Annotated in this window: 23 protein-coding genes and 1 tRNA gene; 15 read left to right on the top strand and 9 right to left on the bottom strand. The window is 44.6% G+C overall.

Features of this window, described 5'->3' with window-relative positions; genetic code table 11:
* The first annotated feature begins 27 nt into the window (after positions 1-27).
* The 4 genes from ACSSU7_RS08470 to ACSSU7_RS08455 are packed head-to-tail and all read left to right on the top strand — an operon-like array spanning position 28 to position 3858.
* On the top strand, positions 28-522 hold the full coding sequence (locus tag ACSSU7_RS08470; protein ID WP_492516074.1) for a hypothetical protein: 495 nt from the start codon (positions 28-30) through the stop codon (positions 520-522).
* The gene (locus ACSSU7_RS08465; protein WP_492516073.1) at positions 515-2305 is read left to right on the top strand and encodes a hypothetical protein; all 1791 of its coding nucleotides are present in this window, start codon (positions 515-517) and stop codon (positions 2303-2305) included. The genes ACSSU7_RS08470 and ACSSU7_RS08465 overlap by 8 nt, the downstream gene beginning before the upstream one ends.
* Positions 2302-3111 carry a type II secretion system protein gene (locus ACSSU7_RS08460; RefSeq protein WP_492516072.1) on the top strand — a complete coding sequence of 270 codons (810 nt, stop codon included), beginning with the start codon at positions 2302-2304 and terminating at the stop codon, positions 3109-3111. Before ACSSU7_RS08465 ends, ACSSU7_RS08460 begins: the two co-directional genes overlap by 4 nt.
* A gap of 3 nt (positions 3112-3114) precedes the next feature.
* The gene (locus ACSSU7_RS08455; protein WP_492516071.1) at positions 3115-3858 is read left to right on the top strand and encodes a HesA/MoeB/ThiF family protein; all 744 of its coding nucleotides are present in this window, start codon (positions 3115-3117) and stop codon (positions 3856-3858) included.
* A 42-nt stretch (positions 3859-3900) separates the two neighbouring features.
* Here the strand turns inward: ACSSU7_RS08455 and ACSSU7_RS08450 are convergent, their stop codons facing one another.
* A complete protein-coding gene (locus tag ACSSU7_RS08450) occupies positions 3901-4743 on the bottom strand; it encodes an SPFH domain-containing protein (protein ID WP_492516070.1) in 843 nt (280 codons plus the stop codon).
* 36 nt (positions 4744-4779) lie between these two features.
* Positions 4780-5229: an NfeD family protein gene (locus tag ACSSU7_RS08445; protein ID WP_492516069.1), complete on the bottom strand. Its 450-nt coding sequence runs from the start codon at positions 5227-5229 to the stop codon at positions 4780-4782.
* Positions 5230-5386: 157 nt separating this feature from the next.
* Here ACSSU7_RS08445 and ACSSU7_RS08440 point away from each other — a divergent pair, with 157 nt between their 5' ends.
* The 4 genes from ACSSU7_RS08440 to ACSSU7_RS08425 all read left to right on the top strand — a co-directional run bounded on the left by ACSSU7_RS08440 (position 5387) and on the right by ACSSU7_RS08425 (position 11093).
* On the top strand, positions 5387-6610 hold the full coding sequence (locus tag ACSSU7_RS08440) for an FAD-binding domain-containing protein (protein ID WP_492516068.1): 1224 nt from the start codon (positions 5387-5389) through the stop codon (positions 6608-6610).
* 89 nt (positions 6611-6699) lie between these two features.
* Complete coding sequence (locus tag ACSSU7_RS08435) at positions 6700-7266, top strand: LemA family protein (RefSeq protein WP_492516067.1); 567 nt, start codon at positions 6700-6702, stop codon at positions 7264-7266.
* A gap of 8 nt (positions 7267-7274) precedes the next feature.
* On the top strand, positions 7275-8171 hold the full coding sequence (locus tag ACSSU7_RS08430) for a hypothetical protein (protein ID WP_492516066.1): 897 nt from the start codon (positions 7275-7277) through the stop codon (positions 8169-8171).
* Between the two features lie 33 nt (positions 8172-8204).
* Positions 8205-11093, top strand: coding sequence for a valine--tRNA ligase (locus ACSSU7_RS08425; protein ID WP_492516065.1), 2889 nt, complete (start codon positions 8205-8207; stop codon positions 11091-11093).
* 127 nt (positions 11094-11220) lie between these two features.
* Here the strand turns inward: ACSSU7_RS08425 and ACSSU7_RS08420 are convergent, their stop codons facing one another.
* Together ACSSU7_RS08420 and ACSSU7_RS08415 are read right to left on the bottom strand one after the other, a co-directional pair.
* Positions 11221-11454 (bottom strand): sulfurtransferase TusA family protein, encoded by a 234-nt coding sequence (locus ACSSU7_RS08420; RefSeq protein ID WP_492516064.1) that lies wholly within the window; start codon positions 11452-11454, stop codon positions 11221-11223.
* A 33-nt stretch (positions 11455-11487) separates the two neighbouring features.
* A complete protein-coding gene (locus ACSSU7_RS08415) occupies positions 11488-11823 on the bottom strand; it encodes a rhodanese-like domain-containing protein (protein ID WP_492516063.1) in 336 nt (111 codons plus the stop codon).
* A 583-nt stretch (positions 11824-12406) separates the two neighbouring features.
* Between ACSSU7_RS08415 and ACSSU7_RS08410 the strand changes: the two genes are divergently transcribed.
* Positions 12407-13936: an alkaline phosphatase gene (locus tag ACSSU7_RS08410; RefSeq protein ID WP_492516062.1), complete on the top strand. Its 1530-nt coding sequence runs from the start codon at positions 12407-12409 to the stop codon at positions 13934-13936.
* 1081 nt (positions 13937-15017) lie between these two features.
* On the opposite strand, the gene ACSSU7_RS08405 is transcribed toward ACSSU7_RS08410, so the two are convergent.
* Both ACSSU7_RS08405 and ACSSU7_RS08400 read right to left on the bottom strand, forming a co-directional pair.
* The gene (locus tag ACSSU7_RS08405) at positions 15018-15977 is read right to left on the bottom strand and encodes a hypothetical protein (RefSeq protein ID WP_492516061.1); all 960 of its coding nucleotides are present in this window, start codon (positions 15975-15977) and stop codon (positions 15018-15020) included.
* Between the two features lie 87 nt (positions 15978-16064).
* Positions 16065-16472 (bottom strand): hypothetical protein, encoded by a 408-nt coding sequence (locus tag ACSSU7_RS08400; protein ID WP_492516060.1) that lies wholly within the window; start codon positions 16470-16472, stop codon positions 16065-16067.
* A gap of 206 nt (positions 16473-16678) precedes the next feature.
* On the opposite strand from ACSSU7_RS08400, the gene ACSSU7_RS08395 reads away from it, so the two are divergent.
* The 3 genes from ACSSU7_RS08395 to ACSSU7_RS08385 all read left to right on the top strand — a co-directional run bounded on the left by ACSSU7_RS08395 (position 16679) and on the right by ACSSU7_RS08385 (position 20212).
* Positions 16679-17515, top strand: coding sequence for a hypothetical protein (locus tag ACSSU7_RS08395; RefSeq protein WP_492516059.1), 837 nt, complete (start codon positions 16679-16681; stop codon positions 17513-17515).
* Between the two features lie 104 nt (positions 17516-17619).
* Entirely contained in the window at positions 17620-18936 is a 1317-nt protein-coding gene (locus ACSSU7_RS08390; RefSeq protein ID WP_492516058.1) for a replication initiation factor, read from the top strand.
* Between the two features lie 208 nt (positions 18937-19144).
* Entirely contained in the window at positions 19145-20212 is a 1068-nt protein-coding gene (locus ACSSU7_RS08385; RefSeq protein ID WP_492516057.1) for a tyrosine-type recombinase/integrase, read from the top strand.
* Positions 20213-20231: 19 nt separating this feature from the next.
* Here the strand turns inward: ACSSU7_RS08385 and ACSSU7_RS08380 are convergent.
* Positions 20232-20307: transfer RNA gene (locus ACSSU7_RS08380), tRNA-Phe, on the bottom strand.
* A 171-nt stretch (positions 20308-20478) separates the two neighbouring features.
* Between ACSSU7_RS08380 and cobT the strand changes: the two genes are divergently transcribed.
* The 3 genes from cobT to cobC are packed head-to-tail and all read left to right on the top strand — an operon-like array spanning position 20479 to position 22906.
* Positions 20479-21540 (top strand): nicotinate-nucleotide--dimethylbenzimidazole phosphoribosyltransferase, encoded by a 1062-nt coding sequence (cobT, locus tag ACSSU7_RS08375; protein ID WP_492516056.1) that lies wholly within the window; start codon positions 20479-20481, stop codon positions 21538-21540.
* Complete coding sequence (locus tag ACSSU7_RS08370; RefSeq protein ID WP_492516055.1) at positions 21537-22343, top strand: adenosylcobinamide-GDP ribazoletransferase; 807 nt, start codon at positions 21537-21539, stop codon at positions 22341-22343. Before cobT ends, ACSSU7_RS08370 begins: the two co-directional genes overlap by 4 nt.
* Positions 22340-22906 (top strand): alpha-ribazole phosphatase, encoded by a 567-nt coding sequence (cobC, locus tag ACSSU7_RS08365; RefSeq protein ID WP_492516054.1) that lies wholly within the window; start codon positions 22340-22342, stop codon positions 22904-22906. The genes ACSSU7_RS08370 and cobC overlap by 4 nt, the downstream gene beginning before the upstream one ends.
* A gap of 99 nt (positions 22907-23005) precedes the next feature.
* Here cobC and cobD read toward each other — a convergent pair whose 3' ends face one another.
* Both cobD and cbiB read right to left on the bottom strand, forming a co-directional pair.
* The gene (gene cobD, locus ACSSU7_RS08360) at positions 23006-23980 is read right to left on the bottom strand and encodes a threonine-phosphate decarboxylase CobD (protein ID WP_492516053.1); all 975 of its coding nucleotides are present in this window, start codon (positions 23978-23980) and stop codon (positions 23006-23008) included.
* The gene (gene cbiB / locus ACSSU7_RS08355) at positions 23973-24941 is read right to left on the bottom strand and encodes an adenosylcobinamide-phosphate synthase CbiB (RefSeq protein ID WP_492516052.1); all 969 of its coding nucleotides are present in this window, start codon (positions 24939-24941) and stop codon (positions 23973-23975) included. The genes cobD and cbiB overlap by 8 nt, the downstream gene beginning before the upstream one ends.
* Between the last annotated feature and the right edge of the window lie 11 nt (positions 24942-24952).

Below are 24952 nucleotides of genomic sequence, written 5' to 3'. Positions count from 1 at the left end.
CTGTTTCATGTGCTTGTTTTTTGCTTCATGAGTCTTGGGTTCACTGTAATCCAAGCAGCCCCCAATGATGATTTTGGTCGTTTGTTTAGCCGGCCTCCCGAACGTGAGAAATTAGATAAACTTAGACAAAGTCAGCAGTTGAAGGTCGTTACTCCTCAGGAAAGCGAGTCATCAGACAGCGATGCAGATAACCAGCCTGTCGATATTACAGAGCCAATCACCATGCAAGGTTACGTGAAGCGCAGTGATGGGGTCAAAGGTACGCTCTGGATTAATAATCAGGCCGTGCAAGAGGGTGACGCTGTCGATAATGTGCAAGTTGGGCGAATCAACCGCCGAGGTTTTTCAACTAAAGCTTCAGGTGCAGAGGGTGTTGATGTGCAAGCTAGCGGTAAAAAAATTCGGCTTAAAGCTGGCCAAGTGTACGAGCCTGAAACCAGCCAAGTTAAAGAGCTTCAAGTGGTAGAAAAGGCTAAGCGACTAAGACTGGAAGAGGCCGGAGTGATTGGTGGTGATGAGTAGTCGCCCCCTTAAACGTAACGGCCAGCAAGGAATGGTGCTTATACTAATCGCGTTTATTATTGGGTTAGGTGCCGCAGCGTTCATGTTCAAAATGTTCAATGCATCAAACCTGCAAGCCGCGCAGGATGAAAAAACCATGCGTGTGCTGAATGAAGCCAAGGCGGCTTTAATCGCATGGTCTGTGAGTCATAGTTACAGCCCCGGTCAAATGCCTTGGCCTGATAGAAAGGAGCTAGTTAATCCAAATTATGATGGGAGTAGTGACTGTGTGGCTGGTACCTTTCAATATAGTTACTTACTCGGACAGTTACCTTCCCAGCCTTCAACTAGCCCATGTTTAGACCCCAATAATGGGTTAACTATTTATTCAGGTTTGAGTACCTATCCTGGATTAGGGGACGAATTTAGAGATGCGCAAGGTAATAAGCTTTGGTATGCAGTCTCACGTAACTTAGTTAGAGATTATGAGAATGCTGAGAGTCCAGTTATCAATCCCGGAATGATTAATCCTAACCCGATTACTGGAAATTACGCGCCAGCTCCATATCTTCGGCAGGGAGGCACAACATCCTACCCTTGGCTTAAAGTTTTAGATAGGAATGGTGTCGTTGTTTCTGACAGAGTTGCAATCGTCATCATTGCCCCAGGTAGTCCGATTGGTGGGCAGAATAGGTCAGGGGTGACTGATGCAAGTGAGTATTTAGATAGTTTCCAGATAGGTGCTGCAATCTTCAGTAACCGTGGATATGCTACAGCCGATGAAGATTTTATCATGGGAGAAGATAGCCAAAATGTTTCTTTAAATGATACTAGCCTTAACCAGCCATATTATTTTAACGATAAACTGGTTTACATTACTATTGATGAGTTGATGACAGCTCTCGAAAAGCGAGTAGGTGAGCAAGTTCGTAGTTCGTTAAAAAGATATCAAGATATAAATGGATATTATCCTTACGCTGCGCATCTAGGTACATCATTGAGTTATGCCGCAGATGGTAACTTGTTGAGTGGATTTTTACCAATATTTCAAGATTGTAATTACAGCGCGGTTAGTACAACAAATAGAACACTAAGTTGTACGCAACCAATATTTGATACTGTTACATCTGGCATTACCACAGTTAGATTTTATCTACCAAGTGGCACATTTACTTCTTCGACAGGAAACTGTACAAGACAGAGTGGCAATGCACGGTGTTATTGCACGGGAACTGGTTCTTGTTCGCGTGCCTCATTTACTTTTAGCTGTAATACAACAAGCTGTAGTGCGGTAGGTTCTGGAGCAACAGGGGATTTTCGCATTAGGGATGGGAAGTTTACCTTTGTTACAGGAGGATGTTCCTTAGTTACTCCTATTGCACAAGATGCTTTAGGCTGTCCAATCAGTAACACAAATACTAGCCGCGTTATTTGCAACTCAATAAATGGCACTGCTAAATCTTATTCGAATGGGGATGTTGCACTGGATGGTTACTTGCCAACATGGTTTAAAGATAATAAATGGCAAGAGTATGTGTTTTATCATTTAACACGTCCTGCAGCAGTGTTGTTTGCAGGAACCAAAAGTACGGAGTCTATAATAGTGACAGTGGGGCGACCTATAAATTCTGCGCCATTTGCATTATCTAAGTCCCCACTTTCCGCACAGGTTCGACCATCTTGTAATTCATTGGGCGACTATCTAGATAGTGTAGAAAACTCTGATGGAAATGGGGTGTATGATGCCACTTCACAATTGCGTAGATCCAATTACAATGACCAGACTTTTGTGGTGGCACCATGAGCAATAACTTTAGATTAAATCGCTTTGTTTATGGCTTCTCACTTGTTGAAATGGCCATAGTGTTAGTGATATTGGCTTTTGTGTTGGCTGCGTTACTGCTGCCTTTGCAGGCGCAACGCAATCAGCTTGCACAGTCACAAACTAAGAATACACTAGAGTTGGCAAAAAAAGCATTGTTGGGCTATGCGCAGGCTAATGGCAGGTTGCCATGTCCTGCAACAAGTAATGGTACAAGTGTATTTCCTGATGACAGCGCAAATGCAAATCCATTAATAGGTGGGCTGTGTAATAGACAATTAGGATTCTTTCCTGCTGCAACGTTAGGTTTAGAGCCAACAGATGTGGAGGGGTACCTTATTGATGCATGGAATAATCGTATTATGTATGCTGTTGCACAAAGTAGTACAACAAATACACCAACAAATACAGCAACGCCAGACTTTACAACAAATAATGCCACGGATGGTCTTGCTATAGTAGGTATGGGAAATTTAATTCCAGAGCTGAGAGTTTGTGGTAGTTCAACTGGCATTACCACATTGGCTTGTTCAGGAGCTATACCAGAGACAAATTATTTGATTAATAATGCCGTGGTAGTTGTTTATTCTATTGGAGCGACGGGCTCTGAAGTGGCTGGAGGGGCTGATGAGGGAGCAAACCCGACTGTACCAACAGCAAGAAGAGTGTTCGTCAGCCATGAACCTAGAAGTGCTGCTGACCCCAATGGCGAGTTTGATCATATAGTCACTTGGATTTCTCCTTATGTTCTTTATAATGCCATGATCGAAGCAGGACAACTGCATTAACTTATGAACGATCAACAACTTCTCCGCTATAGCCGCCATATTTTATTACCGCAGATTGAATATGAAGGGCAAGATAAACTAGTCAATAGCCACGCGTTAATCGTGGGTGCTGGGGGCTTAGGCTCGCCCGTGGCTTTATATTTGGCAGCAGCGGGGGTGGGCATACTCACCATTTGTGATTTTGATGTGGTGGATTTAACTAATTTACAGCGCCAAATTGTGCACACCACCAGCGCTGTGGGTGTGAATAAGGCGGTATCTGCACAAAAAACACTGTTGGCAATTAACCCAGAAGTCACGGTAAATACGGTTTGCGAAAAGTCATCTGCCGCGGACTTTGAAAAGCTAATTGCGCAAGCGGATGTAGTGATAGATTGCAGTGATAATTTTGCCACACGCTACCTGTTGAATCGCCTTTGTGTGCAGTTAAGAAAACCGCTGGTGTCTGGTGCTGCTATTGGTTTTGAGGGGCAGGTCACGGTGTATGATATGCGCTCAGACAACAGCCCATGCTACCACTGCCTATTCCCCGACAATGGAGAAGACAGTGATTTACGCTGCGCTACGAATGGTGTATTTGCGCCGCTGGTGGGGATGATAGGTACTTGCCAGGCGGCAGAGGCGCTGAAAATACTGATGGGTGTTGGTGATAGTTTGCAGGGACGGCTGTTGTTGCTGGATGCACTTTCTATGGAGTGGCGTACCATCAAGCTGAGTAAAGACCCAGCCTGTACCGTGTGCGCTTAATTTGCCATGCATGCTATGTGCAGCATGGCAAATTGGCTAGATTTACTTGCCACCTACTAAGCTCTTAACAGCGCCAACCAAGTCACCTGGCATCACAACAACTTTGCTGTTCTCCGATGTCGATATTTTTTGTAGCGCAGTAATGTAACGGTCACCTAACAAGAACATGGCTGATGCGTTATTTTCTTGCACCGCTTCTGTAATAAATTTAATTGACTCTGCAGAGGCCTTTGCCGCCACCATCTGTGCCTCGGCATCCTTACGCGCGGCTTCTAAGCGAGCTTCCGCATTTAAAATAAGTGACTGTTTTGCACCTTCTGCCTCGGTCACTACGGCAACTCTTTCGCGCTCTGCAGCGGCTTGGCGCTCCATCGCATCCTGCATATTTGGCGATGGTTTGATGTCTTGAATCTCAACTGATTTAACAGTTAAACCCCAGTCTAGCGCCTCATCTGCAATCGCAAGTTTGAGCTCAGACTTAATGCGGTCACGTGAGGTAAGGGCTTGGTTTAGATCCATACCGCCAATGATAGAGCGTAAACTGGTTTGCACCATATTGCGCATAGCCTCACGGAAGTTCTCAATACCGTACACGGCACGGTCAATTTTAGTTACCTTAATAAATGCAACCGCATTGGCTAAAATCACCGCGTTATCGCGGGTGATGACCTCTTGTTCCGGTACATCCAAAATAATGTCTTTGGTGGTGACTTTGTAGCTCACTCTAGTAAAAATCGGGTTGATGACATGCAGCCCTGGCGTAAGCACACCAGCAAATTTGCCTAGACGTTCCACCACCCACTCCTCACCTTGCGGCACAATGCGCACGCCTTTAATAATGGCGACAATCACTAAAAATATGAGTACTAAACTAAACTCTGTCATTTGGAAATTTCCTTAAGTGAGAAGATTAAAAAAGCGTTAATTAATTTTTGTAATGCGTAATGTATTGCCTTCAACAGCAACCACTTTTGCCTGACTGTTGACTTCAATCACTTCGTCGGACACTGCCACCCATTCGCGGCTACCCATTAAGCCTTGCGTGAAGCGAATTAAGCCGTTCTGCGCAGGGCTGGTTGTTTGCAGCACAGTACCGATGCGTCCGATTTCTTCACCTTGAGATTGGCCCACGGCTGAACTGCTATCCGTTCTTTTGTAATAACGCCGCCATGTTGCTAAAGACCCGATAGAGAGAATGGCAAACGCGATGAGCTGTATAGCATATGGAATGTTAGGAAACAGCCAAGTGACTATGGCTAAACAAATGGCAGCGATGCCAAACCATAATATATATAAAGTACCAATTGCTAATATTTCTACCGCGATTAAAACGATACCTAATACCGCCCAAACCCAAGTTGCCTCTATCATTTGATATCCTGATACAAAGATTGATAAGTGTTAAGCCTAAACATCGGTGATTATTATTGCATGATATTTCAATATTTTTTAATATAAAATTCTGCAAAAAAGGTGTACCCTTTTGGGTGGTATATCACGCTCCATTAACATTGTAGGAAATACTCCTATGGGCCCTGCACAGAAACTTAATCTTCCGAGTGATCGGCTAGAACGATTGCATTACATCAAGCGTATTTTTGCACAGGCAAAAGGTCCTGATCTTGCAGTAGAGTGGTCTGGCGGCAGGACCAGCGCGCTAAGAAAGCTGCATGCAGTTGATGCTGTGCAGTATGGTCGTAACCGTAATTTTATCAATGGTGCGGTCACGCATTTATCGCCATATCTACGCCACGGCTGCCTGAGCTTAAATGAGGTTTTTGCTTTTGTGAAGCAGAAGTTTGGCTTGCAAGGTGAAAGCCTGCTGATCGAGCTAGCCTGGCGCGATTTTTGGCGGCAAGTCTGGTTTTATGAGGGTAATACCATCTTTAGCGAAATGGAGCCACCCAAAGTAGATATTCAGTATCAGCCACTGAGTGATGCTGTTAAGCAGGCAAACACAGGTTTACCCTGCATGGATGGCTTTATTAAAGAGTTGCTGGATACTGGCTATATGCATAACCATGCACGCATGTGGTTTGCGAGCTATGTTGTACATCATCTTAAAATAGATTGGCGTGAGGCGGCCGATTGGTTTGAAGCGCACTTGTTAGATGGTGACTTTGCAAGTAATCACTTGTCGTGGCAATGGGTTGCTTCGACATTTAGTTCCAAACCCTATTATTTTAACAAAGAGAACATAGAGCGTTATACAGGTGGGAAGTATTGCGCTACATGCACAGCGCAATGCCCGTTTGATGCGAGCTACGAGGCCTTGAATGCGCGTTTGTTTACGCCATCTGTCAACACCAGCCCAAAGCAATATCCAGTTAAGTCATTGCCGATGAAGGCTGCACATACATTTAAAGCGGTTGCGGTGCTGGTGCATGATGAAATGCTGTCTGCACAGAATACTTTGCTCAGTAAACCTTACCCCAAAATCTTTGTGTTTGACCCTGTGCTGTGTGGTCACTGGTCGCTAAACCGTTTGCAATTTGTAGCAGATTGTCTGCATGAAATGATGAATGTTGAAGTATGGATGGGGGATACGCACACCGTGCTGCTGCAAAAAGGAGTGGGGCAGGTTTTTACACAAGACACACCAAACTTGAAACTTAAAGAGATGTTGGCCCCATTTGCACCAAGGTGGGAGTATGTGCCAGGGTTGGCGAATGTGCGTCTGAGCGAGCGGCGCTTAAAGCGCTTTTCTCGCTACTGGGAAAAAGTAGGCCCAGTGTTGATGGCGGATATTTAATCTTTAAGTAGTAAATGCTACTATCCATAGCGACTACAGTTTTATAAGTAGCCGCAGGCCAATATCATCAATAAAAATAAGGGGATATGATGTTAGTGTGGATAGTGGTAGCTGTTGTTGTGCTGTATTTTGTGATCACATACAACAGCTTGGTTAGTGTTAAAAATAACGTTGAAAAAGCATGGTCCAATATCAATGTGCTGTTAAAACAGCGCCATGATGAATTGCCTAAACTGATAGACACTTGCCGGCAGTATATGCAGCATGAGCAGGCGACGCTAGAAAAGGTTATTCAGGCACGTACGCAAGTGAATGAAGCGCGCGATCAGCATGATGTCACAGCGCTAGGGCAGGCCGAAGGTGCGCTACGTGTTGGCTTGGGTGGTCTGTTTGCGGTGGCGGAAAGCTATCCTGAGCTTAAGTCTAACCAGAATTTTTTAATGTTGCAGACCCGTATCACCGGGCTAGAAAACCAAATTGCAGACCGCCGTGAGTTTTATAACGACAGTGTTTACATCAACAATGTGCGCGTGCAGCAGTTTCCAGATTTAGTCGTGGCAAGGCTGCTTGGTTTTGCCAAAGAGTCATTACTTAAATTTTCCAGTGAAGAGCTAGTCGATGTTGACGTAAGTCAGCGCTTTAATGCCAAATTGTAGGTAGCGCTGTGCGCTTGCGTAGTTATTATTTAAACCCGCTCGCCTTATGTGTTTGTCTTGGGCTGGTGCTGGCGGGCGTGTATGTAGACTTCCAGGATAGGCAGGCACACCAGCTCCCCATGCTGTTTGGTGTGAGTGCCTTGGTTGCTATATTGGCTTGGGCATTCAATTATAAAAGGCTGCTGGCAATATCTGAGGTGCCTATCTCAACCATTGCATCGGCTGCCCAGGGCTATGTGGAACTGTTTGGCAAGTCTAGGCAGCGTTTTCCCATGCGCAGCCCAATCCAAGGCGTAGCTTGCGTTTGGTTCAGGTTGTGGGTGTACGCACGTGATAGCAACTACATGTGGCGTTTACAAGATTACCAAGTCAGCGAGCAAGTGTTCGAGCTGCATGATGACTCCGGTGTGTGTTTGGTCGACCCCAAAGGCGCGGATGTTTATGCTGCAAAGCGGCATGTAATTACGCAAAACGGGCATCGCTATATTGAGGATGTGTTGTTTGCGGACAAGTCTATTTATGTGCTGGGGGATTTAGATGCCGGCACGCAAGCCCATACCGAGGCCGAAATCAACCGGGAGGTTGGTAAGCTGCTTACGCAATGGAAGCAGTCTAAGGCTAGGCTGTTGCAACGGTTTGATCTGAACCGGGATGGCGAGATTGATATGCTGGAATGGGAGCATGCGCGTGAGCTGGCTTATTCTGACATAAAGCGTCAGCAAAGCCAGCTGCTTAAGAGTGAGCAGCATTTGATTGCCAAGCCCCAAAACAAGCGCCTATTTGTGATATCCGGCATTACGCCGCAAGCGCTAAGGCAACGCTACCGTTATTGGGCGATTGTGCATTTTTCAATATTTTTCATTGCGGTTCTGTTTTCTTTTGTAGCGAGTTACCTCGCGATATAACAGCAGGTTTGCCCTGTGATAAAATGGTAGGTTATGACAACTGACCATTCGACACAGAACATGCAAGAAAACAAAGAGCTAGCCAAATCATTCGACCCTAAAACCATTGAAAGTAAATGGTATGAATTCTGGGAGGGGCAAGGCTATTATGGCGCTGGTTTAGATACCGCCAAGCAAGATAATTTTTGTATTTTACTCCCCCCGCCCAACGTGACCGGCACGCTCCATATGGGGCATGGCTTTAATCAGACCTTAATGGATGCGTTAACACGCTACCACCGTATGCGTGGCGACAACACTTTGTGGCAACCGGGTACCGACCATGCCGGTATTGCCACCCAAATCGTGGTGGAGCGCCAGCTTGATGCACAAGGCGTGTCGCGCCATGATTTAGGCCGCGAAAAGTTCTTGGAAAAAGTTTGGGAGTGGAAAGAATACTCAGGCGGCACCATCACTAAACAAATGCGTCGTTTAGGCACCTCACCGGATTGGAGCCGTGAGCGCTTCACCATGGATGACGGTCTCAACAAAACTGTCACCAAGACTTTTGTGCAGCTCTATAACGAAGGCCTGATTTACCGTGGCAAGCGTTTGGTGAATTGGGACGTGAAGCTAGGTACTGCGGTATCTGACCTAGAAGTGGTGCAGGAAGAAGAAGATGGCTTCATGTGGCACATCAACTATCCATTAGCGGATGGTTCTGGCCATTTAACGGTGGCGACAACTCGCCCAGAAACCATGCTGGGTGACGTGGCGGTGATGGTGCATCCGGAAGATGTGCGTTATAAACACCTGATTGGTAAAACTGTGCAGTTGCCGTTGTGCAACCGTGAAATTCCTATCATTGCCGATGATTACGTAGATTTGGAGTTCGGTACCGGTGTGGTGAAAGTTACACCAGCACATGACTTTAACGACAATATGGTCGGTCAACGTCAAGGTTTGGATAAAATTGTTATTCTCAATCTGCAAGGCTTTGTTCCAGCAGCAGCTGAAGTTTGGGCAGCGGACGGCGCTAGTAAGCCAGCCATCGAGATGCCAGCTAACCTGATTGGCTTGGAGCGTTTTGCCGCACGTAAACAAGTGGTGGCAGACTTAGAAGCGCAAAGTTACTTGGTTAAGGCCGAAAAACATAAGCTTAAAGTGCCGCGTGGCGACCGTACCAATGTGGTGATTGAGCCTATGCTCACCGACCAATGGTTCGTGGCGATGAGCAAGCCTGCGGCTGATGGTAAGTCGATTACGCAAAAAGCATTAGATGTGGTGGCTAGTGGCGAAATCAAGTTCTACCCTGAAAACTGGGTAAACACATACAACCAATGGCTCAATAATATTCAAGACTGGTGTATTTCTCGCCAGTTATGGTGGGGGCACCAAATCCCTGCTTGGTACTCTGATGATGGCAAAGTCTATGTGGCACACGATGAAGTGGAAGCTAAGGCGCAAGCTGCAAAAGATGGCTACAACGGTAACTTGAAACGTGATGATGATGTGCTGGATACCTGGTATTCATCTGCATTATGGCCGTTCTCAACGCTAGACTGGACCGGTGATGCAGAGAAAGATGCCGCCAATGTTGCGTTACAGCAGTATTTGCCATCTTCAGTGTTGGTTACAGGTTTCGATATTATTTTCTTCTGGGTAGCGCGTATGGTGATGATGACCACGCACATCACAGGCAAAATTCCGTTCAAGCATGTGTATGTGCACGGCTTGATTCGCGATGCTGAAGGCCAGAAGATGAGTAAATCTAAAGGCAACGTGCTCGACCCTATCGATTTGATTGACGGTATTGGTCTGGATGAGTTGATTAAAAAACGCACCACAGGTTTGATGAATCCGAAAGATGCGGAAAAAATCGAGAAGCGCACACGTAAAGAGTTTCCAGAAGGTATTAACGCCTATGGTACCGACGCGCTACGCTTTACATTTGCGGCATTAGCTTCACCTGGCCGCGACATTAAGTTTGATTTACAGCGCTGTGATGGCTACCGTAATTTCTGCAATAAATTGTGGAATGCAACGCGCTTTGTGCTGATGAATACTGAAGGTCAGGACAATGGCTTTGGTCTTGGCAGCTGCGTAGAAGGCGGTCGCGTGTTCTCGCAAGCTGACCGTTGGATTGTGAGTATCTTGCAGCGCACAGAGGCTGAGGTTGAACGTGCGTTTGAAGACTACCGTTTTGATTTGGCGGCAAAAGCGATTTATGAATTTGTATGGGATGAATACTGCGATTGGTATTTAGAGCTAGCTAAAGTGCAGATGCAAACTGGCAGTGAGGCAGAAAAAATCGGCACACGCCGTACTTTACTGCGCGTGTTGGAAACCATCTTGCGCTTAGCACACCCTATCATGCCATTTATTACAGAAGAGATTTGGCAAACAATCGCGCCGATGACGGAAAAGCATGGCGCTAGCATTATGTTGGAAACTTATCCTAAAGCGCAGCCAGACAAGTTGGATGAAGCCTCAGAGGCTTGGGTGGCGCAATTGAAACAAGCAGTGGATGCATGTCGTAGCTTGCGTGGCGAAATGGGTATTTCACCAGCGGCACGTGTGCCATTGTTTGCTGCGGGTGATGCAGAGGCATTAGCGGCCTACGCACCTTACCTAAAAGCGCTGGCTAAGCTGGAAGATGTAGCGATTGTTGCTGACTTGCCAGAAGCGGATGCGCCGGTGATGTTGGTGAATGATTTTAAACTGATGTTAAAAGTTGAAATTGATGTCGCGGCAGAAAAAGAGCGCTTAGGCAAAGAAATTGCACGTTTGGAAAGCGAAATCAATAAAGCCAACGCCAAACTTAATAATGAAAGCTTTGTGGCAAGAGCACCAGCGGCAGTGGTAGAGCAGGAGAAAGCGCGTGTGGCAGACTTTAGTGCTAGTTTGGATAAGCTGTTAAGCCAGTTAGCTAAGCTCAAGTAAGTACTTATTGGTGGTATTTAGCGCCGCATGATGCGCCGATTAGTTCGGCAGGGTCATGCGGCGTTTTTTATGTGGCTAAAGACTGTTGAGTCAAGGTTTAAAAGCTAATTACTAATAGCATACATGACTAGCTTGCACGTTTTTTAATGTAAAAAGTAAATGCAGTTTCGTCTTCTTCCAATAATAAAAGCTCATGTCCGGTTTGCACGCAAAAGGCATTAAAGTCTTTGACCGAGCCTGGGTCGGTTGAGATGATTTTTAACACTTGCGCAGGCGCCATGTCGCTGAGGCCTTTTTTACAGCGCAAAATTGGTAGTGGGCAGTTTAGACCTGAGGCATCAACTACTTTATCAGAATGCATAATGGTTTTCCTGTGTTACTTAACGCGGTGTGGTTATTTGGGCTGAGTGTTGATTTGCACAAACGGATAGCCCGCCCTAGCCCAAGCCAGCACGCCACCTGCTAAATTATAAACGTGCTTAGAGCCCTTGCTGGCAGCAAACGCCGCTGCATGCGCTGAGCGCACACCACTATGACAGTAAAACACAATGGTTTCTGCCTTGCTTAGCGACTCATATTGAACGGGGAGCATGGCTAATGGAATGTGTACTGCATTCTCAATCACGCCACGAGCTACCTCGTCATCGTTGCGTACATCTACGAGTAGAAGTGATTTTGTGGTGAGCATGACAGATAAGTCATGTGCGTCAATTTCATTGTAAGTGCTCATTAAATAAACCTGAATTAACTAATAAATTAAGTGGCTAAGAACTCACATATCGCTATGTCTGCATTCAATAAAAATTAAATGCATTGAGCCTATGCAAGTTTTGATCATTCTCAACAATAGACAAGCTACTCAGTAATTTGTTTAGGTTGACTCGCATGCAGCATCGCCTATATGCGGCTTGCAGATGATGGATGATGATTCCTATATGGTAATACAAAATATAGCTTCATGAATATAAATCGTAATAAGCCAATTTTCAACACTGTGATTCGCATAGTTAGTTTGCTTGTGTCAGTAAAGCTGATAGGCGCGTAACTACATAAAGTAGCCACCAGCACAGCGCAAAGTGTTTTTGTGTTCAAAATTTCTACGATTAGCCGTTTGCTATGTGTGCCAGAGACTTAGCGACGCTATCCCCATCGCACCCACAAAGTTATCCACATAAATTGTGGATGTGCCTCAGCGCAGAGAAGTCTATTGATGAGTGGCTCACAAGCCGCACTGGCTGACAGTCCATATGGTTGTCATAATTTACAGATATGATTGAAATTATTTTTTTAAGGGTAAGTTGAGAGTGGCAACGATGAATAGATTAAGCCTAATTTTGCTCATGGTGATATGTGCAATCGGCACGGCACCAGCGGTGGCAGAAAATGCAGAAACCTGGATTAAAGATGGTGAGGCGGCTTTAATGGCGGCAAAGAAGCTGCAACCAGAGTTAGGGCGAGCTAAAAACGTTATCTTGTTTGTGGGGGATGGCATGGGCATTGCAACCATCACTGCCTCACGTATTTTTGAAGGGCAACGTAAGGGGTTAGATGGTGAGCGCAATAAGCTGGCATTTGAATATTTACCTTATTTGGCGCTTTCTAAAACTTACTCTGCCAATCAGCAAACCTCTGACTCAGCACCTACTATGACCGCGATAGTGACGGGTGTTAAAACGAATGATGGCGGCTTGTCAGTCAATCAATCTGTTGTGCGCTCAGAACCCAGCAACGCTGTGATACAAGCAAACAAATTAACCACCATTTTAGAAAAAGCAGAGTTGAGCGGCCGCGCCACCGGTATTGTATCAACCGCTCGCATTACCCATGCGACACCTGCGGCTACTTATGCACACACGAGTAATCGCGATTGGGAGTCTGACAGCAATGTTCCGTTAGGGTCTGACGTAAAAGACATTGCCGCACAGTTGATCGATAGTTTTGGCGAGCATCAGATTGGCGATGGTATTGAAGTGGTATTGGGTGGCGGGCGCACCTATTTATTGCCTAAAACGCAAAGTGATCCTGAATACCCTAGCATTAAAGGCAAGCGTAATGATGGGCGTGATTTAACGCAAGAGTTTCAAGCTAAATTCAATGCGCATTATGTATGGAACAAGGCGCAGTTTGATGCGTTTAACCCAGCCAGCGGGCAGCGGCTACTAGGTTTGTTCGAGCCCTCACATATGCAATATGAGCATGACCGCCCCGCAGATGTTGCGGGTGAGCCATCGCTTGCGGAAATGACCGATAAAGCGATTGATGTATTAAAGCGAAATAAAAATGGCTACTTCTTAATGGTAGAAGCTGGCCGCATCGACCATGCATCCCACGCAAATAACGCTTACCGCACCTTAAGCGAAACCGCTGCATTATCTGATGCTGTTAGGTTGGCGATGAGCAAAGTTGATATGAAAGACACGCTCATTATCGTGACGGCAGACCATAGCCACACGTTGACTATCGGCGGTTATGCTAAGCGCGGTAATCCCATATTAGGTAAGGTCGTCTTTCCTGGAAATAATACGCCAGAAAATGCACTGGATGGTCACCCCTATACAACTATTAGCTTTGCCAATGGGGCAGGGTATGCTGCAGGGGTTGGTGAAGTTGTGCATACGCAAATGCCGCGAGCAGGTCGTGTTGAGGACATGAGTGTCGTGGATACCGAAGACCCGGACTTTCATCAGGAAGCGATGGTCCCGTTAGCGTCTGAAACGCATGCAGGAGAGGATGTGGCAATTTTTGCTGGTGGCCCTAATGCGCAGTTGTTTCATGGCATACAAGAGCAAAGTTATATTTACTACGTGATGGAAGATGCGCTGGGGCTTGCTGTTAAACGCTAGCGTTCATTTTGTGACGTTGCAAATACCACGTTAGGCTGGCTGAGGGGGGCAGAATCGAGCTGGTGACACGCGTATTTTCAATTACGAATGAATTTTTATAAGCTGATATTTACAAGAGTTTCAGTTATCTTTAATTAGATCTGCAACAAAATGTGTAATGTAAAATAAAGTATTAAATACTTACTCTGTACTTTGTGTTCTATCTGTTTTAAGTAAGTCTCTAATTTCAATTAATGTTTCGTTAATTTTGTTAAGTTTAAAATACCAACATACAATTTCTCTACAAATTAAAAATACTAGTAAAACAATTGCTAAACCCACAAGCACGTTTATTAAAGATTCGCCCATAAATTCTCTATCCTACAAGTTAATAAAATCACATAGTAGTGCAATTTAATAATTATTCCTAATATCTACTAAGGTCTGGCTTGGTGTGGCGAGATGTTTATCTAGACCAAGCTCTTGCTAATTGAAGTGCGAATTGAATAAGCGATAAAACGAAAAATGTATAGGGTAGTTGGCCCAGTCTGCAAAGCAGCTAATAAGCTCTATTGCTTGAGTATCGCTACATTGAGGTTGCCGCCAAACATATAGCACCGAGTCGTCAGTAAGGCTACAAATGCAACTATAGATGTTGGATTTACTATTGTTTTTTTTGCGATGTTCGTGAGAATTGTTACTGGGGATAATGTGCTGATATGGCCAAACCAAAAGACTTTCCAAAGTTTAGCTTTGCCAAACTAAATTTTTGGAATCCATGAGTTTTTAACATAGCTAGATGAACTCGCAGTTGATGTTAAAGATCATACTGCTTTGAGTTTTCCGAGATATGAAATAGGTGGTATTGCTGAAATACCCCTACACAGTGCTACATTAGCTTAAAATAAATAGACATAAAAAAAGCCCACATAAAGTGAGCTTGATTTAGATGGTGGCCGGGGCCAGAATCGAACTGGCGACACGCGGATTTTCAACTTTAAAAATCATCATTTATATATATATTTAGGCCCGCCTTTACTCGTTATGACTCATCAGTACATGACAAATTTGTCACGTTAGAGTTCTTGATGTTTTATATGATTTACTTTATCAGTAAATCATATAAATATGGCAATATTAGTCCGCTGGCTATGATGGCTGGTATAAGTGAAATGACTTTAAACCAAAGCCTCCACTTTTCTATTTGTTCCTGACCTTTACCTATTCCAATCACTGCTTTAGGAATTAGACTTAAAGCTATTGAAAAAAGTAATCCCGCACTTGCTGTTATTTTTAACCATAGTGGAAAGGAAGTTTTTAGGTCTTTAGGTATATATTTGCTTTCTATACTTAAAATCAGTTCTATTGCCTTTTTGGTTTCCGACTCATCAATACCTCCAGCTAACAAAGAATGTGATTCTGTAACTAGTTGTTTCATGGCAATAGTAGTATCTGAACCAAATATTTGTATTGATGAGAACAATGCAACCATATAAAAGAACCAGTGCGGTCCGCTGATCTTTTCCCATATGACTTGCCAACTTCTTGGTTTATATTTGTCAGCCCATTCAAGAAGATTTGAATAAATTTCTTTTGAAAGAGTTTCTTTTTGGGGGGAGACTTTTATTTTTAATATGCCGTTATCTTTATCAAGCTCAACAGATGCTGCTATATCGGCAGCTTTCATAATTACTTGTAGTTTTGTACATTGCTCATTTTTTACAGCAGGATTGCGTAATTCTTTTTTTATTAATTTTGTTGTAAGTTTTTTTTCATCGCCAAACTCCAAATTAATCTCATTTGTTGCTGGTGGGAATCGGCTTTCAAGGAATTGTCTATTCTCTTGAATATACTGCGAGCGCCTCTCAATATTCTGGGTGTCAACGGTTTCATCAAAAGTTTTGGTATATTTTTCTAATTCATTTTCAATAAAATCACTTCTGTAGGATTCAAGTAATTTCAATTGACCTTCTATTACTTCATCTAAATGAATTAATGCATTTTTATCAATTAGCCAAGGCCCATTGAATTTCTTTTCTGTGGAATAAATAATTTCACTCATCAATTATCCTTATTTATTTTTCTGAGTTTTTTTGTTCGGAATATAGGCTGGATAAATAATTTTTAAAAACTTAACCAAGCTCTTAGTCTATTTGCATACTTTTGTCCAAAGTATATTAAATCTATCTTGTTGGGATTTTAGATTTACATCATCACCAAGTATCTCTCGAATACTTACTTCAAATTCCAAATCATTTTTGGCGTCATATGGGTCTCTTACCATTCTTTGATTAGCGAAAAGAGCTACATTTGAATTTGATATATAACGATTAAAGCCAGTGTATGAGCCAAGTGAATTTTTGGAGTTAAATTCTCCACACAAGAAATTGCCGTTAATTTTTTCGTTTTTAAAATTGGTTGATTCTGGGTCAATCATATTATCTAAAATTGGCACTCTGTACTTTGGAGTTAGAAAAAATCTCTCAAAACTAAGAGCAGCAATTGCGATTAATATAATTAAAGAGATAGCACTTATATTTTTAACGTTCATTTTCATATGGGTTAATACAGTTTTATTTAGTAGTTGATTATAACTAAAACATAAATATCGTATTCACGCTACGGCAATACTGAGTAAACTACTATTCGATGTAATAAATTTTAGTTATTTGCAAATTCGCTAACTGTTTCTAAAGTCTAATAACATTTGTCTCAACATGCTTTTTTAGCTTTTAGTTAGAGTGGAAAGATCGTATTTTTAGAATGCTTAGAAAATTTATTCCTAATGAATTGAATCTCGGCAAGCTTTCTTCAGCCGATCTATTACAACTTCTTGCTTTAATACCCGCATATGAAGAAATAATTAAAGACGGACAGATTGCAATTCGTGAAAAAAGAGACAAAATTTTCACCACTCAATCAGAGTCAGCATCGTGGCATCATTTGTATGAGTTATCTTACCCTGAGCACTTGGCTCGATTTGTTGTTGCCTTTGGATTAGCTGATAAGGTTAAAGAAATGGCTGCTTCAGACAATCCACCTCAAGCAGGTATTGCTGCATTACAGGATGCATTTGAATCTGAGGACGGGTTTGATTTTGAGCTGGACGAAGAGTCACGTTTGGCATTGCCTTTGCTGCTTGGCGTTACGCACTCTATAAACCTAAATTTCAAGTCGCTCCTCACTTTTGGCCTTTACATAAATGAGCTAGTTGCTATTGCCCGAAAAGGCGGTGCAGAAGGTGATAAAGCTTTATTTAATGCAATAAAAATTGATCCTACGGTTATTGGTTGCCAGTCCATTTCAAGGCGCGTCAGTCAGGCTATTCTCGAGGATGACCAAGGTTTCATTAAGAAGCTTAAAAAAGCTTTTCAAGGTAAATTCACCAAACGCGAAAGTCGTGTCTATCAATTACAACGTTTAATTATGCAAGTTTTACTTGAAACAGATGCCCCATCATTGGGCGCGGAAGACTTATATAAGTTATTTGTTGAGCAATTAAAGATAGCCTCTAAAGACCGTGATTCTGATATAGGTGACGTTGCTAATAACCTTCGCCAGTTTGCGTATCAGTTTATGAAACAAAAACCTGTTAGTTAAAAGTACCCTAATTTCACTAGCAAAGTCATCGAGCACTAATCCCTAAAGTTCATTCCATTCCAGATCGCCAAATCGGCCTGCTGGTAAATTCCCAAGGAATGGATATGACAAAGCCAGATACACAACACAACCAAACTGCTTCACGGGATTCCGCCCGCACACGCGTCAGCGTGGAGGACGGAGACCGTGATGCAGTAGCGGTGCCTAGTAACACAGCTACTAATAACAGCAATAATCATGATCAAGTTAAGTTTTTAAGATGGGGTATTGATAGTTTATATCTGTCTTATCAAGGTAATCTCCAACCAGAGATCCATGAGAAGCTGATCCAGTTAAAGAAACAAGCCCAATCAGACAGCCCCCAAGAGCAAGCCAAAGCACAACTAAAAATAGGTGATCATCTATTTGAGGTCAAAGACAAAGGCACTTCCATGTTTAGTTATGTACTGGAAGATAACGCCTTTCGTATTCAGTTATCACGTCCAAACAAAGCTGTGCCAATGGCCTATGTAAAGCTTTCTAGTGAGTATCTAACCCATCTATCCCCAAAAGATGCAGAACACCGTCTATCCACGATACTGTCACAGCTAGGCGCGTTAGAATCAACCGCAAACGTGAGTCGTGTTGATATGTTTGTCGATTTTGTTTCACATCAAGATATGGAGTCATGGCATCGTGAAGCATGGGTCACTCATGCAGAGTCTATCAATGCTTATTCTATCGATGGTCACTTCACTGGCTGGGCGATTGGTTTAGGTGGCGTCATTGCTGGTCGTCTTTATGACAAGTTATTTGAGATTGATAAAAGTAAGAAGTTTTATTTACTCCCGTTATGGGAACAAGCTAACTGGCAACAAGGTGAACCGATCTGGCGTTTAGAGTTTGAATTTAAGCGTCAATTTCTAGTACAAAAGAACCTGTCTAAACTCACTGAAGTATTAGCCAACCTTAACGGCTTATGGTCATACGCCACAACAGAATGGTTAAAGCTGTCTATTCCTAATCATATTGATCAAACACGCTCACGCTGGCCTATCCATCCTTTATGGGCTGCCCTCTCTTCGCTAGATTGGGAAACCAACGGAGGTGCATTACAACCCCGCTTTAACACCGCACGCGCACCCAATAAAGAAGCTGCCTTAGATCGTGCTTTTAGTGCATTAACCACATGGATGGCTGCTGAAGGTTACACCGATTATGAGTTAGCGATTCATCCCTTCTTTGAAGACTTAGGGCATCACATTAATAACCAATCGATGAATAAAGGCACTACCTTTGAAGCACTCATCAAAGAAAAGGTCAGCATAAAAGCCAAAGCCTTTAATACGATTCATATTAACGCTGAGATCAACGAAGCCTATATCGATGAAGAAGTACGCGCTATGCGTGACGCTTATAACAAAGCCTCTAACGGTGAATAACAATGAAAGATAACGATCTGCCTTTGCCTGCTGTACGTTGTCTTTCTAAAGACGAGGCTGCGTGTTACCTAGGGATAGGTGTCACGCTCTTAACTGAACTTGATATTCCAGCGGTGAAGTTTGGTCGCCGTCTGGTATATGACAAAGTTGACTTGGATCTTTGGTTGGAGGAATATAAGCAGCGAGGGCGGGCCGGAGAGGAGTTTATATGGCCCGTGAAACCGGAATCTACAAGAGAGGTGATTCGTCCTATTGGTGGATCAATGCAACACTCTCAAACGGCAAAAGAGTACGCCAGAGTTCTGGGACTGAAGACCGAGCACAAGCCGAAGCGTATTTAGCGAAATTAAAGCTAGACTCGTATAAGGAAGTGAATTTTGGTATTAAGCCCCATCGCTCATGGAAAGAAGCTGTTGTTCGGTATCTCGAAATTAAAGCAACGCTCAAAAGCTATCGTGACGTAAAGCGCATATGTTGTAATTTGCATCCTTATTTAGGTGACTTGATGCTAAACCAGATCAACGGTGACGTGGTTTGGTCTGTGATTCAAGGTGAGTTTAAAAAAGGAAACAAACCAGCAACCGTGAATCGTTACTTAGCGACATTACGCAGTTTATTGCGGATGGCTCGTGATGAATGGCAGTGGATAGATCATATCCCTAAAATTCGATTGTTATCGGGTGAAGTAGAGCGTGATCGATGGTTGACTAGGAGTGAGGCAGATAAGCTAATCGCTGTTTGTCCTGATCATCTGGCGGCTGTCGTGAAGTTTGCTTTAGCAACGGGATGCCGTGCTCGGGAAATTCTTGGTTTGGAATGGAGTAGGGTGGATTTAAGTAGACACACTGCTTGGTTAAACCAAACGAAGAACGGTACACCGAGAGGGGTTCCATTAAATAGAAGTGCTGTTGCGGTTCTTCAGGAGCAAGTCGGAAAGCATTCAAAATTTTGTTTTACTTACAACGGTGAGCCGATTCGTTACAACATAACGAACTCAGCTTGGATCACAGCGTTAAAGAAAGCTGAATTAGAAGACTTTAGATTTCATGACTTGCGTCACACTTGGGCTTCTTGGCATCGACAAGCTGGTACGAGTTGTGATGAACTGAAAGAACTAGGAGGTTGGAAGACGCGGTCAATGGTTGATCGATACGCTAAGTTTGCTACTGAACATCTGGCAAATGCAGCAAGTCGGATTGATTTTTTGGCTTCAGATAACGTGATTAAATTGTCACGTTTTAGTCACGTTCACCAAATGAAAAAGGGCTTAGCCTAAGCTAAACCCTTATAAATTCTGGTGGCCGGGGCCAGAATCGAACTGGCGACACGCGGATTTTCAATCCGCTGCTCTACCGACTGAGCTACCCGGCCTTCCTTACTGCACTTGCAGACTTCGGTTTATCTCTGCAAGGCGCGCATTATAGCAAACTAAATTGTAATCTGACAAAGATATTTTAAGGTTTTTGTATATTTATTTTTAATACTGAAGTTTGTCTCAGGTTTGCGTGATATCTAGTTGGCTCTCATGTAAAATCTTTCTCTATGAATTTAAACACAAATTTACCAAAAATCGGGTCATTGAGTCAGTCGTTGCAGGCTGCGCTTGTTGATAAAATTAATCATAAAACTAAACCATTAGGTGCCCTTGGGCAGTTAGAGGCAGTGGCTTTGCAGTTGGGTTTGATACAGCAAACCCTGACGCCGCAGCTATCTAACCCCACGTTGATGGTGTTTGCGGGCGATCACGGGGTAGTGAACTCCGGTGTGAGCCCTTATCCGCAAGCCGTTACTGCACAGATGGTGCTGAATTTCTTGCAGGGAGGCGCGGCGATTAATGTGTTTGCGCGTCAGCATAATATGCGTTTGCGGGTGATTGATGCCGGCGTTAATCATGATTTTGATGCGAATACAGATTTGATACATGCCAAAGTGGCAGCGGGTACTGCTAACTTTTTGCAAGAGGCTGCAATGAGCACTGAGCAATGTCAGCAAGCGCTGGCCACTGGGGCATCGCTGGCAAGGCAGGAGGCTGCTGCGGGCTGTAATGTTTTTGGTTTTGGCGAGATGGGGATAGGCAATACTTCTTCAGCCAGTTGTTTGATGAGTGTGCTGTGCGGTATTCCGATTGAAGAGTGTGTAGGGCGCGGTACCGGTTTAGATGATGCTGGGTTGGCGCAGAAATTATCTGTTCTTAAGCAGGCAATAGATTTTCATGGTCTGCGTAGTGATAATGCGCTGGATGTACTGGCGACTTTTGGCGGCTATGAAATTGCAATGATGGCTGGTGCAATGCTGGGCGCAGCTGAGCAGAACGCTGTATTGTTAATTGATGGTTTTATTGCAACCGCTGCCTTGCTGGTGGCTGCGCAGTTGCAGCCGAATATTTTGCAGTATTGTGTATTTACGCATTGCTCGGGTGAGGCTGGGCACCGCCGCTTGTTGGCACATTTGGGGGCTACGCCGCTATTGGATATCGGTTTGCGTCTTGGTGAGGGTACAGGTGCGGCCTTGGCTTATCCTTTGGTGCAGGCTGCGGTCAACTTTATGAACGAGATGGCCTCGTTTGAAAGTGCCGGTGTGAGCACAGCTGAGGATGCTGCGTGATCAATTTTCTGCGTAATGAGCGACGCTATATGTTGTTAGCCGTTGGCTACTTTACGCGGTTGCCTATCCCCGTGTTTGGCGACTTTCATCCTGATGATTTGAACCGATCTGCCAAATACTTTCCATTGGTGGGGATTTTTGTCGGTTTGATTGGGGCAGGTGCATTTGCACTTGCGAGCAAGGTGTTGCCATCGAGTGTTGCCGTGCTGATTAGCATGATGATGACGATTTATATCACCGGTGCATTTCATGAGGATGGGCTTGCCGATAGCGCAGATGGTTTAGGTGGCGGTTGGGACACCGAGCGCATACTGGCCATTATGCAAGATTCCAGGCTGGGGACTTATGGTGCGATTGCCCTGTTCTTAGCGCTGTTTACGAAATATCAACTACTCAATGCATTGCCTGCTTACTTTTTACCGTTTGTGTTAGTGATTGGTCATGCATTTAGCCGTTTATGTGCGTTCTTGGTCATGGCAGATTTAGATTATGTGCGGGAGAGTGGCAAGGCAAAGCCGCTGGCAACTAAAGTGAAGGCGCCGGGCTTGCTGGTTGCTGTGCTATTTGGCGTGGCGCCGATTCCGCTGCTGTATTGGAATTTTTCACCTGTGCTGTTGAATGTTACGGACTGGCTGTTGCTTGCTGCGTGTTGCTTAACCCCGGTGGTGTTCGTGTGGGTTTGGTGGCGCAATAAAATCAAACGCTGGCTTGGCGGTTATACGGGTGACTGCTTGGGTGCGATGCAGCAGGTGACAGAGTTAGCTTTTTATTTAGGCTTGCTGGTGTGGGCGCAGCAGCTATGAATTTACATTTGATTAGACACACCTCCTTGGATATTCCCTCTGGCGTTTGTTATGGGCAGAGCGATGTGGATGTTTCAGCTAACTTTGCCGCAGAGTGCAGTGCGTTAAGCGCAAAATTAGATGGCATTCAGTTTGATGCGGTCTATGCTAGCCCGTTGCAGCGCTGTACCAAATTAGCACAGGCGCTTAATTTGGGTGAGCTACAAGTGGACGAACGGTTAAAGGAGTTGCATTTCGGTGATTGGGAAATGCAGCCTTGGGATAGTATACCGCGCGAACTGTTTGATGTTTGGGCGCATGATTATGCGCATTTGTCCCCACCTAATGGGGAGAGTTTTACCCAGTTATATCACCGTGCGAAAGCCTTCACAGAGGAAGTGGGTAGTCACTTACGTGGAAAGAATGTAGCCGTTGTGACACATGGCGGAGTGATACGCGCCATGTTGGCAGACGCCCTGAATATGCCGTTAAAGGGCTTGTTCCGCTTGGTGATTGATCACGCTAGCGTGACGCAAATCACCCTCAGTGATAGCGTGCCTAGGATACAGTTTGTTAACCGCTAAGGCGGTGATTAGACGCTGCTACTGGCACTGAGCATCACTCGTAGTTTTGGAAAAGAGCGTCGGTAGCCAGGTCGGTTCACCACTGTAAGTTTTCAGGCGCTATAGATTCTGCAGTGCTTGTTCCAATTGCTGCCAACGATTGTCGTCTGGTAAGCCAAATCTTAATGCTGGCTGTTCCGTGAATTTTCTAACCCAAATCCCTTGTCTTGCGAGCTTGTCTTGTAATTGGCTAGCTTCCTCAGTCGCAACGTACTGAAAAAGCGCAGTCCCGCCGACTGGCTTTAAACCATATTGCGTAAGTAAGCTTGCTAGGCGCTGGCTGTTGTTTACTAGGGTTAGTCTGGTGTTTTGTTGCCACGAGAAATCCTGTAGCGCTTGCATGGCAATGTAGCGGCTAGCGCCTGCAATCGTCCATGGGCCTAACTCCTCTTTTATCAGTTGTAGCTTTGCGGGTGCTGCAAGCAGAAAGCCAACTCTGGCACCAGCTAAGCCAAAAAATTTGCCTAGTGAGCGCAGTACAAATAAACCCTCTAAATGTGCGTACTGGGCAATGCTGTGTTCGGGCGTTGCATCCATAAATGCTTCATCCACAATCAGCCATCCGCCGCGCTTGGCTAGCATGGCATGTAGCTGCAATAAGTTTTGTGGCGCAAACTGTTTACCAGTTGGGTTGTTTGGGTTGCAAACTAATACCACATCAGCATTGCTGATAAGGTCAACATCGTTTAAATCACTGAAGCGCATTACCTGATGCCCGCAGCGCTGCCAAGCGTGTGCGTGCTCTTGGTACATGGGGTTGAGCATGGCAACTCTGCTACAAAGCCTAAGCTTAGGCAGGGTTTGTAGTGCAGCTTGTGAGCCGCTGGTAGCGATGAGCGATTGGCAGCCATAATACTGCGCGGCAGTTGCAATCAGCCCATCCTCATCATTCGGCAGATTGCGCCATAAATGTGCTGGAATCTCGGGGATGGGGTAATGGCAGGGGTTGATACCTGTTGATAAATCTAGCCAGTTCTCTAGCGGGATTTTATACTGCGCGACAGCGGCGCTTAAGTTGCCACCATGTTCAAGCAAGATAAAGGCTTCCTTTAATATGCATCAAGATTGATACCGCTATGATTACCAAACACCACAGCGCAATACTGCGTTTGACTAGGTTAGTAGCGCTTAAAATATGTTGCGTATTGGCTAATGCGCCCATGCCTAGTGTGGGGCGCTGCTTGGCTGTGCCGTGATATACCGCATTGCCACCGAGTTGTACCTCTAACGCGCCTGCGCCTGCCGACATTACCGGCCCGGCGTTGGGGCTGTACCAAGTGCTAGATTGTGCCATCCAGCATTTTAATGCAGCTCGGGTATGGCCGCATAAGGCGTAACTTAGGGCGGTGAGGCGTGCTGGGATTAAGTTTAAAATATCGTCTAAACGCGCAGCCGCCCAGCCGAAATATAAAAAGCGCGGGGTTCTGTAACCCCACATGGCATCTAATGTATTGGCTAATCTAAACAGCACTGCCCCAGACCCACCTAATAATACAAACCAGAATATCGCGCCAAATATTGCATCATTGCCATTCTCCAATACCGATTCCACGGTGGCGGTGGCAATTTCAGTTTCGTTTAATTGCGAAGTGTCACGGCTTACAATCATGCTAATGGCACGCCTTGCCTGTTGCAGGTTGCCCTCTGATAGCGGTGCATGCACTTGCAGTGCATGCTGGCTGAGGCTTTGTGCGCCGATGGCCAAATAAAGCAAAGCAACATCGGCGACCCATGCAAATGGGGTATGGCGAGCTAGGTAGCTGATGGCGGTAAACGGTAGTAATAGTAATAACCAAGCGCTTAGTCCAGCCAAACGGGCAAGGCATGGTCGCATGTTTTGGTTGAGCACATGTTCTATTTTGTTTGCCATCCAGCCAAAGCCAACGAGTGGGTGCCAGCGCTTAGGCTCGCCTAGTAGAGCATCTAACAGAACAGCAGTAATTACCGCTAGGGCTGTGCTATAGGCGCTGATGATGGGATAATAATCAAATGACATTTAAATCACTT

The organism is Methylotenera sp. E1MeOHC1 (assembly GCF_058745595.1).
Note: the sequence above shows the minus strand (reverse complement) of the source record. Positions and strands in the feature narration are given on the sequence as shown.

Excerpts from the sequence above, each read along its gene's own strand:
- ACSSU7_RS08470 (WP_492516074.1), top strand. The coding sequence starts at position 28 with ATGAGTCTTGGGTTCACTGTAATCCAAGCAGCCCCCAATGATGATTTT.
- ACSSU7_RS08465 (WP_492516073.1), top strand. The coding sequence starts at position 515 with ATGAGTAGTCGCCCCCTTAAACGTAACGGCCAGCAAGGAATGGTGCTT.
- ACSSU7_RS08460 (WP_492516072.1), top strand. The coding sequence starts at position 2,302 with ATGAGCAATAACTTTAGATTAAATCGCTTTGTTTATGGCTTCTCACTT.
- ACSSU7_RS08455 (WP_492516071.1), top strand. The coding sequence starts at position 3,115 with ATGAACGATCAACAACTTCTCCGCTATAGCCGCCATATTTTATTACCG.
- ACSSU7_RS08450 (WP_492516070.1), bottom strand. The coding sequence starts at position 4,743 with ATGACAGAGTTTAGTTTAGTACTCATATTTTTAGTGATTGTCGCCATT.
- ACSSU7_RS08445 (WP_492516069.1), bottom strand. The coding sequence starts at position 5,229 with ATGATAGAGGCAACTTGGGTTTGGGCGGTATTAGGTATCGTTTTAATC.
- ACSSU7_RS08440 (WP_492516068.1), top strand. The coding sequence starts at position 5,387 with ATGGGCCCTGCACAGAAACTTAATCTTCCGAGTGATCGGCTAGAACGA.
- ACSSU7_RS08435 (WP_492516067.1), top strand. The coding sequence starts at position 6,700 with ATGTTAGTGTGGATAGTGGTAGCTGTTGTTGTGCTGTATTTTGTGATC.
- ACSSU7_RS08425 (WP_492516065.1), top strand. The coding sequence starts at position 8,205 with ATGACAACTGACCATTCGACACAGAACATGCAAGAAAACAAAGAGCTA.
- ACSSU7_RS08420 (WP_492516064.1), bottom strand. The coding sequence starts at position 11,454 with ATGCATTCTGATAAAGTAGTTGATGCCTCAGGTCTAAACTGCCCACTA.
- ACSSU7_RS08415 (WP_492516063.1), bottom strand. The coding sequence starts at position 11,823 with ATGAGCACTTACAATGAAATTGACGCACATGACTTATCTGTCATGCTC.
- ACSSU7_RS08410 (WP_492516062.1), top strand. The coding sequence starts at position 12,407 with ATGAATAGATTAAGCCTAATTTTGCTCATGGTGATATGTGCAATCGGC.
- ACSSU7_RS08405 (WP_492516061.1), bottom strand. The coding sequence starts at position 15,977 with ATGAGTGAAATTATTTATTCCACAGAAAAGAAATTCAATGGGCCTTGG.
- ACSSU7_RS08400 (WP_492516060.1), bottom strand. The coding sequence starts at position 16,472 with ATGAAAATGAACGTTAAAAATATAAGTGCTATCTCTTTAATTATATTA.
- ACSSU7_RS08395 (WP_492516059.1), top strand. The coding sequence starts at position 16,679 with ATGCTTAGAAAATTTATTCCTAATGAATTGAATCTCGGCAAGCTTTCT.
- ACSSU7_RS08390 (WP_492516058.1), top strand. The coding sequence starts at position 17,620 with ATGACAAAGCCAGATACACAACACAACCAAACTGCTTCACGGGATTCC.
- ACSSU7_RS08385 (WP_492516057.1), top strand. The coding sequence starts at position 19,145 with ATGGCCCGTGAAACCGGAATCTACAAGAGAGGTGATTCGTCCTATTGG.
- cobT (WP_492516056.1), top strand. The coding sequence starts at position 20,479 with ATGAATTTAAACACAAATTTACCAAAAATCGGGTCATTGAGTCAGTCG.
- cobC (WP_492516054.1), top strand. The coding sequence starts at position 22,340 with ATGAATTTACATTTGATTAGACACACCTCCTTGGATATTCCCTCTGGC.
- cbiB (WP_492516052.1), bottom strand. The coding sequence starts at position 24,941 with ATGTCATTTGATTATTATCCCATCATCAGCGCCTATAGCACAGCCCTA.